A 12,928-nucleotide genomic window follows, 5' to 3' on the forward strand; every position below is an offset into this window, starting at 1 on the left:
AAACTCTAAAGTAAGCAGGCATTTGAATGGCTGTTTTTTACGGTGGCTGAAATTTGCTAAGCTTGATTTCACAGTCAATGAATACTTTAAAATAAAAGAGAATTCTTGTTTTATAAAGAAGGTTTGTTATAATAAAATAAGAAAAAGTTTCTTTATTTAAAGGGAGATGTGGATGAAAAATAAGAAGTTTAGGGTGATTCCTTTTTTGCCCCTATTTTTGTATCTACTGGTTTTTCAGTACGGTTATTGGGGAATTGAGCCAGAGCCGGGGGTTGTTTATGGTTATCTTTACCTTTTTCTATTTTTAGTTCCTGTTGTCATTGTTTATTTTGTAATTGCTGTTATGAATTTTGCAACACTGATGGGGGAAGTTACTTATTTATTCAAAGGACAGCTGCTAGGGCATCTCTATCGGCTTTATTTTTCTATCTTTTTCTTTTCGATTTTGTTTTGCGGTCTTAATTATTATCAGTTGATAGCTCCATATGGCTCTCAGATGAAAATTAGTGCTGGAGAAGCTTATAATCCCCTAGCAGCTTATGCCATTCCTATCTTGCTTTTTCTCTTAGGATTGTTGGGCAATCTATTCTTTTGGGAGTTGAAAAAGAATTAAGTCCAGGAGGATAAAGAGCAGCAGTACAGCGATAGTAATTGAGGAGTTTTTCTTGCATTTGATCATTAAAAGCCTGCTGAAAATCTATTTGCTCAGGCTTTCTTTGTGCTATAATAAAGAAAAACGATGAGGAGACATTCATGAATCAAACTGTTCAATATTTACAAGAATTAACGGCTATCCCTTCGCCAACAGGCTTTACGGCTGAGGTGGCAGACTATCTGGTGAAAACGCTGGGGGAAATGGGCTATGAGCCTGTCCGGACCAATAAAGGCGGCGTCCATGTTGTGGTTAAGGGTGAAAATGATGCCCAGCATCGGGTAGTGACTGCCCATGTGGATACTCTGGGGGCTATTGTTCGGGCTATTAAGTCTGACGGTCGTCTCAAGCTGGATCGGATTGGTGGTTTCCCTTGGAACATGATTGAAGGAGAAAACTGCCTAGTCCATGTGGCCAGCAGTGGCAAGACTATCAATGGGACTATCTTAGTTCACCAGACTTCCTGCCATGTCTATAAGGATGCTGGGACGGTTGAACGTACTCAGGACAATATGGAAGTTCGTTTGGATGAAAAGGTGACAAGTGAGAAAGAAACTCGCGATTTAGGAATCGAAGTCGGTGATTTTATTTCCTTTGATCCTCGTACCACAGTTACCGAGTCTGGCTTTATCAAGTCTCGCTTTTTGGATGACAAGGTCAGCGCAGCTATTTTGCTCAATCTTTTGCGAGTTTATAAAGAGGAAAATATTCAGCTTCCGGTGACGACTCATTTTGCTTTCAGTGTTTTTGAAGAGGTTGGTCATGGGGCTAACTCCAGCTTGCCGGAGCAAGCTGTGGAGTATCTGGCTGTTGATATGGGCGCTATGGGTGACGACCAGCAGACAGATGAGTATACGGTTTCCATCTGTGTCAAGGACGCATCAGGACCTTATCACTATGGCTTCCGCCAGCATTTGGTAAATTTAGCCAAGGAGCAGGACATTTCTTACAAACTGGACATCTATCCGTTTTACGGATCAGACGCCTCTGCAGCTATGAGTGCAGGAGCAGAAGTCAAGCATGCTCTGCTAGGTGCCGGCATCGAATCCAGCCACTCTTATGAGCGTACCCATATTGATTCAGTTGTTGCGACAGAGCGCATGGTGGATGCTTATCTAAGGAGTGGCTTGGTGGAGTGAGCAATCAAATTTTAGAAAAAATCATCTGAAACGCTTGCATAAAATTGTAAGTTGTGAGATATTATTATATAGAATTACTTTAGGTTAAAAGGGAGAAAATGAAAGTAGTTTGTGTGGATGCTTGTATCCGCTCTAGGGCGTTTGGGATTGATATTGCCCTCCGCAATCGTTTTGAGCTTTTTGAAGAAATGAAAGTCCCTTATGAATTGTGGGTTTCTGAAGCGGATACAGATATATATGCTAATGCCTCTTCTAGGCAGCTTGTGCTGGATAGTTATAAAGCCTTGGGAATTGATAGGAGTAAAGTCCGTTTTCTGGGCATAGAATTAGCTGGTAGGAGTCTTCAGGAGTTTGCTGAGGAGGAGCTTGAGCCAGAAGACTGGCTGATGATGGAGCGTCTGGATATTCCAGAAAATATTCTCTTGAGGCGTGAGCAAGATTTTCATGTAGCACGCGTCCTTCATCAGGATCACATGATTGCCCTGGGACAAGAGTTAAATAAAAAAGTCATGGGCTGGCTTGATCAGGATGTATTAGACTCTTTGATTTTGGTTGGCGAAGGTCAGGAGGCCTATCTGCCTCAAAAGATGAGGGATAAGGCCCTCTTTATTCCAACCACCTATGCAGAACAAGTAGTCCAATATCCAAGAGAGAGGGTATTTGATTCAAAGGATATTCACTTGGTGACAGTCAGTCGTTTATCTGAGGAGAAAAATGTTCTGTTATTGTTGAAAATTATGGCTTTATTGAAATTTAAAGGTCATAGGCAGTTTACTCTTGACATCTATGGAGATGGTCCTGACATGGCCATGCTGCAAGATGTCCTTGAGCTCAATGATTTGGAAGACTTGGTTCACTTTAAGGGCTATCAGTCTCAAATACCTTATCAAGCTTATGATGCCTATATTAGCACTTCCTTATCGGAAGCCTTTGCGACATCGCTCTATGAGGCTCTGGTCAATGGCTTGCCTCTGATTGGTCTGGATGTGCGCTATGCTAATCGCGCTTATATTAAGCATGGAGAGAATGGATGGCTTATACCGCAAAATGACGCTAATCAATATGTTGTCCATTTGGAGCAATTTAGCCAATTTGGAGAAAAAGAATGGAGGGGATTGTCGGCAAGATCCAAAGAACTTGCCAATCGCTATAACAGAGAGCTACTAGTCAATTTATGGGAAAAAGTTTTTAAAATGTCTAAAATAGGAGATTAAAAGGAGAAGAAGATGAAAAAGACTTTAGGGAAAAAATTAGAACTGGGAATGAAATTAGTCCCAATTCCTCTGTCCTTGCTGCTTGCTGGAACAATGGCAGTTACTGTACAAGCAGAGGAGGTAAGTAGTGAAACAGAGGGGAATCAAGTCCAGAATAACCAGGCGACACCTCCTGTCAATCAAGAACTGCCAAATGATGGGACAATCAAAAATACACCAGCAGAGGAAGCTTCCGGTCTGACCATCTCAGAAGAAGGAGAGAAGGGTGCGGCCCAAGTCACGCCTGAAATCAAACAATTAGCTCAAGAATTTTATGACTATCATACCAAGGGAGAGAGAGATGAAATAACTAAGGCTGCAACCATGACATCTGTCATGCCTGAGATACAGTCGGTGGAGCAAATAGAAGAAGCAGCTAAAAAGTATGATCATGCTTATGCGATCCGTAAGATGGATGGTGTCTTTAAATACATTGATTTAAAGCAAGTAAAAGATTTAAATCTAGTCAGAGATGAACACTTTCAAGAAGTTCCTTCAGGAGAAGTTTATTATGGTCAATCGCTAATTCAAAATAATACTGCCCTCTTCTTTTTGAATAAGTGGGAGGCTATATTCAATCCAAATCCAAGTCCAGAAGAAGTAGCGAAGATACCAAAAGCCATCATTCCGCGTTCTGAGTTGGATTTGACTGTCGAGGAAACCTTTCCTACAAAGAGATTTTTGCAGATGAAGGTATGGGAACACTCAGGTTTAACATTTGAAGAGGCATTTTCTAGAAAGTATTTACCTGAGTCAGATAATAGAGTATTGTCTATGGAAGAGATTAAGCAGATTATTCTTACTAATCCTAATTTATTCCAAATTCAAGCAAGTTCTGAAGAATTTAGTTATTATATGAACCCTTTCTTTCAAAAATTGCTTATCAGTGGAAAGGAAGCTGGAGATGAATACACTTACTGGAAAGGAAAAAATTATTCACTTGTAGATTCAAGGGATAATTTCGCTACAAATCACATCTATTTTGATTCTTTTGATTATAACACTCTATATCCTATAGGCAATCAATTTTGGGGGTTTTATAGAGGTTTAAATAATGGTGCCATTGATGATGTTGCAGATAATATTTTGAGAAAATATAATCTATATGAAAAGCCCTTTGTACATATTGATTGGCTGGGTAAAAATCCTTCTCTAGAGAGACCCTGGTTTGGTAAGGATAATATTAAGACCTTCCACTATAAACTATATCTGATGAAACCTAATGATAAGACTCGTTATTATTTTGATCGAGACTATACGATTGATATCGCAGGAGTTCCTAATATTGCTGAAACACCAGATGGTGGCTTCAAGTTTATAGAAGATACTATCCCTGGTGGTGGACAGACAACAGGTGGTTATGAACCTGATCAAGGAGAGCTAGATAAACTTTTCAGAACGGTCAAAGCTGAAGGTTTCGTCTTTAAAGTTTCGGATGTTAAGAAGGTTGGGGAAGGAGAGACCGAACCGGGCAAGGTTCTTGTCCGGTACCAAGACGAGCAGGGGCATGCTATTGCTAACCCTATTACGGATGAGCAACCAGGTAAGACTAGATATACAGTCAGTCCTAAACCTCTAATTTCCTATAATAACAAGCTCTATACTTATAAATCTCGGCTAACTGCCTATGATGCTGAATCGGGAGAGTATGAAGCAGGAAGAACCAAAGAAATCGTCTATGAGTATGAACTCAGCCAGCACCAGCTTCCAAATGACGCTCCAAGCGAGGACAAGCCTGTCTTGGAAATGACCCGCTTTGTAGATGAATCAGGTCAAGAGCTATCAGATCCAGAGCGAGGTTTAGTAGCTTCTAAGACTATCGCTGGCTATGACTTCCAGTCCAGCAGTGACGAGGACGGTATTCGCACCCACGTCTATCGTGCTAGTGTGCATGAAGTACCGACAAACGCACCAAGTGAAGAGCGCCCAGTCATGTCGATGACTCGCTTTGTAGATGAAACAGGTCAAGAGTTATCAGCCCCAGAGCGTGGTTTGGTGGCGTCTAAGACTATTGCCGGCTATGATTTCCAATCCAGCAGTGATGAGGACGGCATTCGTACGCATGTCTATCGAGCAAGTGTGCACGAAGTACCGACAGATGCACCAAGTGAAGAGCGCCCAGTCATGTCGATGACTCGCTTTGTAGATGAATCAGGTCAAGAGTTATCAGACCCAGAGCGTGGTTTGGTGGCGTCTAAGACCATCGCTGGTTATGATTTCCAATCCAGCAGTGATGAGGATGGCATTCGCACCCATGTCTACCGAGCAAGTGTTCATGAATTACCGACAGACGCTCCGATTGTGGACAAGCCGGCTATTGAAATCACTCTTTTCCTAGATGTAGATGGACGGCCATTGGCAGCAGCAGAATTTGGTTTGCTAGATGCTAAGAATTTTGAAAAATATGGTTTTGTTTCTGTAACGGAAGCAAATGGCGTTCGAACTTATGTATACGTGCCAAAAACGAATACTCAAATAGCTTTGGGAACAGAAACTTCTGAGCAGAAGAGTCCTGTAAAGGTTGAAAACTCTGAGACTACTCCTGTTCTGTCTCGAGTGTCCAAACATCAATTACCAAATACTGGAAACACAAATTCATCATTCTTGGGAGCAGCAATTATCAGCCTTTTGGCTTCCGTTGGCTTACTACATTCCAAGAAAGAACGAAAAAAATAAGGCCAATTTGGTCTTATTTTTCTTTTTCCATATTTTTGCTGTGACTTATCTGACACTCCAGACACTAACTGATTTTTCCTCCACAGGAAATTCTCCCCAGCCTTGGTCGTCAATAGTTACGATTTGGGAGCTGTTGCCTAGATAGTCGCTGAATTCTCTGCCAGCCCATTCCGTACCGACCAGCATAGATTTGCTGGTTGCTTGGTCATTATTGATAAGAACAGCGATTGGTTGACCATCGTCCTTGCCTTGGCGAGTCCAGCCGATACAATTGGCATCGTCCAAGTAGTCAATCTGCTCACCATAGGCTAGATTGAGACGGATGTCTAGGAGTTTATCCAGTAGCTCTTGAAAGCTCTCTTGGGCAAATTCTCCGCTAATGCCATAGTAGTCTCCGTAAAAGACGCAAGGCAATCCGGCTTCTCTTAGAAGTATGAGAGCATAGGCCGCAGGCTTGAACCATTCTTCAACTGTAGACTCCAGGGCCTGCCCTCTCTGAGTATCGTGGTTGTCCACAAAGGTTACAGCTGATTCAGGATGATTCTTTGCAAGTGTCTGGTCAAAAATAGTTCGCAGGTCATAGTCTGCTCCAGATTTGCTGGCATCAAATAAATTATGATGAAGTTTAACATCGACTAGGTCAAAGCGGTAGTCAATATTTTCTAAATAATCATTATTGGCCTTCTCATCGCTATTCCAAAATTCCCCAAAGACATAGAAATCATCGCCGTATTTCTCAGTAATATCGCGGATGAAATTTTTCATAAAGAAGGAATCGATGTGCTTAACAGCATCTAAGCGAAAGCCATGTACACCAGTGCTTTCAATGAACCAATGAGCCCAGTCATAGAGATTTTGGATGACTTCGGGGTGCTTGAAATCAATATCCGCATACATCAGATAGTCGTAGTTGCCGTTCTCGTTATCCACCAGCTCATCATCTGCCCAACCTTTATTGTCGCCTTGAATGAGGAAAATGCCTGACTTGTTGTTTTTGGCATCGTAGTCAGTGCCAGTGAAGTGGTACCAGTGCCATTCAAAGTCATTATAGGCTTTTTTGCGGCCTGGGAATGCAAAATGCATCCACGCTTCTATTTCAAATGGTTCTGAGATTTCTACATTTCGGTCATTTGGATCAACTTCAACGACAGTAAAACGCTCTTTGTAGTCAGCTGCGGCCTTGTGATTGAGGACCACATCAGCAATAGCTTCGATACCGTTCTGGCTAAGTGCTTCAATCGCTCGGAGGTATTCTTCTTTCAATCCATACTTTGTGCGGACGGTCCCTTTTTGATCAAATTCGCCCAAATCAAAAAGGTCGTATACACCATAGCCGACGTCATTAGATCCTGTTCCTTTGAAAGCTGGCGGCATCCAGACTTTGCGAATTCCTTTCGCTGCTAAGTTTGGTGCGTCTTCCGCTAAGCGATTCCAATGCTGACCGTCATCTGGCAGATACCATTCAAAATACTGCATTAAGGTTTGATTTTCCATACTGTGATTCCTCTAATTCTTACTGATTGGCTTTATTGTACCAAAAGAAGGGGAAAGGCGCAATCGTTTGCGTCTTTCTGCTTCTATAGATGTTTTGACATCTTTCATAGATAAAAGATAGAATAGATTGAAACAAAAGCGCTTACATAGTATAATGGACTTGTTATAAAAGATTTTATCTAAAGAAAGGTGTCTTTATGAGAAAGAAAAGACTAGTTACATTACTCCTGCCAAGTTTGTTACTTGCACCTTTGGTATTGGCGCAAGCTGTTCAGGCGGATGAGGCGACTCAAGCTAGCAGCGAGCGCACGGACAATCTCAAGACAGAAACAGTTGTAAAGGCTTCTGAAACTGGCTCCAAGGACCAAGAGTCAACGGCAGTAGAAACTTCAAATCAGACTTCTTCAGAAGATTCGGTGCAGGAAAAGCAAGACAAGGCACCGCTTGCGGCTGAGGGAACGGTACCTAGCCTTAGCCCAGCGCAGGAGCAGGAGCTTCTTGCTTTGGCTAAAGATGTCAGCTCAGCACCTTCCGCTGCCTCAACTGCTGTGAAAGGTCAAGATTTATCTGCCTATACCGGCGGTCTTTCAAATCCTTCACTCTCAGATAAGGAACTAACCCTGCAGGAGGCTGTAGATGAATTGCTCAAGTGGGCAGCAGTCAGTGATTCTCAGTTGGGTAGCAGTGCCGAGGATAGAGCAAATCTAGCAAAGAGTCTGGGGATGATTGAAAAAGAGGCTGATTTGACAGCCAGTGTCCAGGGTGCTAATCTGCAATCTATGTATTCGGTTGCCAAGCGACTGCATGATGCTTATCGCTCCGAAAAGAAAGAGCCCCTTTTTTTGAATGGTCGTTCACAGCCAATTTTTCCATATAGTAGTGGTGAAGACAGATATGAGGAGTATACTTATGAAGGCAGTGAGATTGTTCGTTTCCCAGTCTATGTAGAGACTGACTACGATACGGATGGTGACGGTAAGCGAGATTTAGTCAAGGCTATTGTGCAGCTTCCTAAAGCAGCTGCTAAGGGTGATTATAAGGCTGCGACAATCTTGGAAGCTCGTCCCTATGTCGCTGGAACCTTGGACGAAGACCATGTGACGCTAGAAAGTCTCAATCTGCCGACAAACGGTTCTTATGACATGAAGAGCCTGCGCAATCAGCCAGCTAAGCGCCAGCCAGTTTCTAGCATGAGCAGTATTGATGCAGCAAAAAGAGCAATGTCATCGGATTGGTATTATTACAGTCCATATGAGGGGATTTATGACTATGAAAACTTGAACTGGTATGATTATTTCCTCGTCCGAGGTTATGCCTTTGTTTCTAGCGCTGGTCTAGGAACCAAAGGTTCTGAAGGTTTTAATACAACTGGCTCTGATTTAGAAATTGAAGCATTTAAAAATATTGTCGAATGGGTCAATGGTAAACGAACGGCCTACACAGACAGAACTAACAATATCGAAATCAAGGCCGACTGGGCTAATGGCAAGGTCGGTATGACTGGTCTGTCTTGGGCTGGTACGACAACTTTCGGTGTGGCAACGACTGGCGTTGAAGGCTTGAAAACCATTGTTCCAGCAGCTGGAATTGCCAGCTGGTATGATTATTTCAATAGTCAAGGGTCGGCTTACACCAATCCGCCCTACAGTGATTTATCTTGGCTGTCGCTCTATGTTGCTACACGGTTGCTGGATCAAAAGGATTGGGCTGCTATCAGTAACAAGTATGCTGACTACATTAATCAGTTAAATAAGGACCAGAATGCCCACGGCCGCAATTACAGTCCGGTCTGGCAGGAGCGGGATTACACGCTACATCCAGAAAAGATAAAGACCAGTGCCCTGCTAGTTCATGGTTTGAATGATGACAATGTCAAAACCAAGCACTTTGAGCTCATGTATGATGCGCTAAAAAAAGCCGGCCAAGATGTGAAACTTTATCTTCACCAAGGAAATCATATCAATCCAGCTGCCATATCTAGAGGCTTTGGTATTACAGCTAACAAGCAAGATTTTTATGACCTGCTCAATACTTGGTTCTCTCATTACCTTTATGATGTAGAAAATGATGTCAGCAAACTGCCTGCTGTTTTGGCGCAAAATAACTATGATCCAAATAAATGGACCAGTTATGATGATTGGAAAAGCAGTAATCGCTTGATTCTGACAGCTCAGTCCAAGCGCTTAGAAGAAACGATTTCCAGTGACTACTCAGGAGCGGGAATTGATACTAGCAAGCGTGATGAAGCGGTTAGCAAAGCTTCTTCTAAGGCTAATTTGACCTTTATGACAGATGTCAAAGAGAATATGACAATTAAAGGACATATCCCAGTCCATTTCAAGGCGGCTCTAGCAAAGGGGGGTGGCAGTAATCTGCAGGTCAATGCTCTCCTAGTAGATGTATCAGACCAAGAGTTTGATGTGGTTGGACACGGCGCAGCCAGCGATGAAAGTCAGAAAGATGGCTTCTGGATGGGCAGCAATCTCAACAATATGGATATCAAAAATTTTGCGACTGTCAAAACCAAATACAAAGTCATTGCCAAAGGATGGGTCAATCTGGCTAATCCAGAATCGGGCTATGTGCCGTCTAGCTCGCAAAATAGTATTGATCCTCAAATTGGTCAATTCCATGACTATACAGTCTATTTGCAGCCTAATCTCTATACGATGAAAAAAGGCCATAAGCTGGCTCTGGTTTTCAACACGTACGACCCAAGCGATCTCACGATTGATCGTCAATATGAAGTGACTTTCAAGACGGACTCTATCAGTGCCCTAATACCTACTTTGGAAGCTAGTCGCCTGCAAAAGGCAAACTATATACCGAATGCTCTTGATACAGTTTATGCAGCTCTACCAGAGATTATTGGTGCAAAATTAGTCGCACCAGCAATTTTAGAAGTTCCTGAGTATATCTTAGATAGCGAGGAAGGCGGAGAAGTTCCGTCAGTTCAGTTGGCGGTTCACTATGCAGAACATTATGATCAGGCAGTAGGAAAAGTTCAGAAGATAAGCAAGCAGCAAGCTCCAGCTACCTTACCTGAAACCGGCAGTAATTCAGATAAGGGAATTCTGCATCTTGGCCTGGCTCTGCTGGTCAGCACACTAGGTTTATCTAGTTTAGCAAAGAAATACTCACAACGTTAGAGGTTCTGTTTAAAAAAGCAGCTAGAATTTCATAGTTAGATGAAGTTCAGCTGCTTTTAGCTTTATCTTGTATCTGACCTTAGGCAGAGACGAGACAAAAAGCCGCAAAAAGAGTATACTAATCTGTATAGAAATCGGTAAAGGAGCTCTCTTATGATTGAATTTAAAGATGTCACTAAAGTTTATGAAGGAACGGTAGCTCTCAATCAGCTGAATCTGACCTTGCAAAGCGGAGAAATCGTCGGTCTGATTGGTCACAATGGCGCCGGAAAATCTACTACCATTAAGTCATTGGTCAGTGTTATCAATCCTAGCAGTGGTCAGATTTTTGTGGATGGGAAAGAATTATCCGCTAATCGCTTGGAAATCAAGAAAAAAATTGGCTATGTAGCTGATTCACCAGATCTATTTTTGCGTCTAACTGCCAATGAGTTTTGGGAACTGGTAGCGACTTCTTACGATATGACAAATGCTGAAGTAGAAGAGCGATTGGGAAATCTGCTCCATCTTTTCGACTTTGGCTCTCATCGGTATGAGGTCATTGATTCATTCTCTCATGGGATGCGGCAAAAAGTTTTTGTCATAGCTGCGCTTTTGTCTGACCCGGATATTTGGGTGCTGGATGAGCCGCTGACGGGTCTTGATCCGCAGGCAGCTTTTGACCTCAAGCAGATGATGCGCCAACATGCAGATAAAGGAAATACAGTTCTCTTTTCAACCCACGTCTTGGAAGTGGCAGAGCAGCTCTGTGATAAGGTGGCCATTCTCAAAAAAGGGAAATTGATTTTCTATGGAACGATTGAAGAACTAAAAGGCCAACATCCAGAACAGTCTCTTGAAACCATTTATCTTGGCCTAGCGGGCCGCAGAGAAGAGGTGAGTCCTGATGCGTATTAAAGCTATAAAAAAACTAGTCGATATCAATATCCTATACGCCATTCAGCCGTCTCAGCTGCAGCAGTACCGCAAGATGCAAGCTAAGAATCCTGAGCGTAAGGTCAATGTATCGCTGAAGGCTATCCGCATGTATCTGATCTTAGGACTGGTCTATCTCTTTCTTTTCGGTTTGATGGGCTCCCTGAACCAACTGGTTGGCAATCCTGGTCTCTTTGCCAATTTGGTTTCCGCTTTTGCACTCTTTTCAATGTCTCAGGGCTTCCTGGTTTTTTACAATGTCTTTTATGAAAGCAAAGACTTGCAATCTTACCGTCCCTACGCTTTTAGCGAAGCAGAAATCATCGTCGGCAAAAGCATTTCAGTTATCCTGACCTTGCTGATTGCCATTCTGCCTATGTTCAGTTATTTCTTGGTTCTGGCTTTTCAAGGTGGCAATCCTTTCTTGGGCCTGCCCTTGGCTCTGCTTGCTATTCTGATTTTAAGTTCAGTTATCACCTTTCTGATTTTGATTGCCGTCCACTTTATTACCAAGACAGCATTTTTCAGAAAGTACAAGACCATCCTGTCCAATGTCATTTTGGCTCTTGTTTCCGTCGGATCCTTTTTCCTCTATTTTATGATTAATCAAATGAATAGCAGAAGCGTTGTAAATCGTACAGAGGTTAAAGCTTTCTTCCTGCCAGTTCAAGCCTTTTATGATTTTATTCTTCATCCTTTTCATACAGCTTCCCTGCTGGGATTTTTGGGATGGGTGGCAGTTGCGGCTCTTCTATTTTTCATCGTAAAGACCAAGGTGATTCCTGAGTTTTATGAGGCAGCCCTGATGACGGGCTCTTCAGTAGGAAAGCGGGAGCGCGTGCATGACATCAATATTGCGGAAGCAAAAAATCTTAAAAAGTTTGTCTGGCGTTACAATATCAGGCTCTTGAGCGAGGGTTCTGTCATTATGCAAGCCATCTTTATGTCGGCCTTTCTCCCTTACATTGTCATTTTCAGTATGGGAATGGGCATGATACAAGGCGGCCTGTCTTTGACTTCTTATCTGGGACCACGTTTCCTCTTGCCAATGATGGCCTTGGCTGTTTTGATTGCAACACTAAACTCAGGCGGCAGCAACCTCACGGCTATTGGGATTTCTCTGGAAAGGGAAAATTTTGATTATCTCAAGGTTTTACCCTTTGATTTGAAGCAATATATTCATCTGAAGTTTTGGCAACTCTTTGCCGTCCAGTCTATCCTGCCTCTGACCTTGTTTTTCATAACCAGCCTTGTTTCCGGTATGCATCCAGTCACTTTCTTGGGCATGGTGATTGTTTGGGTCTTGATTAGTTTAATGTGGAGTTCTTGGGGTTACTACCGAGACTACAAGCATCTGGTGACTAATTGGTCCAATGTCACAGAATTGATGAGCCGAGATAACAATATAGTGAAAACTCTCCTAGCCATCGCTCTTATTTTAGGAATGATGATTGTCATTACTCTTCTCTTCTTTATATCCAATGTTCTTGCGCCTCTAGTAATTTATATGATAGCGGCTCTAGTTCTAGTAGGATTAGCTGTGTTGTCTTATATAGTCCACAAATACTACATGAAAAAGCTGAATGAAGAGTTAGCAGTATTTTATTAAACAAGCATCAGGAAGTCGAAAGACTTTCTGATTTTTTGACT

8 protein-coding genes are annotated in these 12,928 nt (G+C 42.5%); 7 read left to right on the plus strand and 1 reads right to left on the minus strand.

All coding sequences use genetic code 11. From position 1 onward, the window contains the following. Positions 1-166 precede the first annotated feature (166 nt). From RSK81_RS05275 to RSK81_RS05290, 4 genes are all read left to right on the plus strand, one after another. Positions 167-613, plus strand: coding sequence for a hypothetical protein (locus RSK81_RS05275; RefSeq protein WP_002900505.1), 447 nt, complete (start codon positions 167-169; stop codon positions 611-613). Positions 614-753: 140 nt separating this feature from the next. Continuing rightward, positions 754-1,791, plus strand: coding sequence for a M42 family metallopeptidase (locus RSK81_RS05280; RefSeq protein ID WP_002900504.1), 1,038 nt, complete (start codon positions 754-756; stop codon positions 1,789-1,791). 98 nt (positions 1,792-1,889) lie between these two features. Continuing rightward, complete coding sequence (locus RSK81_RS05285) at positions 1,890-3,005, plus strand: glycosyltransferase (protein WP_002900503.1); 1,116 nt, start codon at positions 1,890-1,892, stop codon at positions 3,003-3,005. Positions 3,006-3,017: 12 nt separating this feature from the next. Beyond that, positions 3,018-5,720: a MucBP domain-containing protein gene (locus RSK81_RS05290; protein ID WP_002902820.1), complete on the plus strand. Its 2,703-nt coding sequence runs from the start codon at positions 3,018-3,020 to the stop codon at positions 5,718-5,720. Positions 5,721-5,765: 45 nt separating this feature from the next. Here RSK81_RS05290 and RSK81_RS05295 read toward each other — a convergent pair whose 3' ends face one another. Beyond that, positions 5,766-7,214 carry an alpha-amylase gene (locus RSK81_RS05295; RefSeq protein WP_002902821.1) on the minus strand — a complete coding sequence of 483 codons (1,449 nt, stop codon included), beginning with the start codon at positions 7,212-7,214 and terminating at the stop codon, positions 5,766-5,768. Positions 7,215-7,411: 197 nt separating this feature from the next. Here RSK81_RS05295 and RSK81_RS05300 point away from each other — a divergent pair, with 197 nt between their 5' ends. The 3 genes from RSK81_RS05300 (at position 7,412) to RSK81_RS05310 (ending at position 12,887) form a co-directional block, all read left to right on the plus strand. Then, positions 7,412-10,363: a CocE/NonD family hydrolase gene (locus tag RSK81_RS05300; protein WP_315687665.1), complete on the plus strand. Its 2,952-nt coding sequence runs from the start codon at positions 7,412-7,414 to the stop codon at positions 10,361-10,363. Positions 10,364-10,516: 153 nt separating this feature from the next. Then, positions 10,517-11,260, plus strand: a complete 744-nt coding sequence (locus RSK81_RS05305) for an ABC transporter ATP-binding protein (protein WP_002902824.1) — start codon at positions 10,517-10,519, stop codon at positions 11,258-11,260. Beyond that, positions 11,250-12,887, plus strand: coding sequence for a hypothetical protein (locus tag RSK81_RS05310; RefSeq protein WP_002912312.1), 1,638 nt, complete (start codon positions 11,250-11,252; stop codon positions 12,885-12,887). Before RSK81_RS05305 ends, RSK81_RS05310 begins: the two co-directional genes overlap by 11 nt. Positions 12,888-12,928 lie beyond the last annotated feature (41 nt).

Origin of the sequence: Streptococcus sp. DTU_2020_1000888_1_SI_GRL_NUU_041A, assembly GCF_032387735.1 — a bacterium.
Classification (GTDB): Bacteria; Bacillota; Bacilli; order Lactobacillales; family Streptococcaceae; genus Streptococcus; species Streptococcus sanguinis.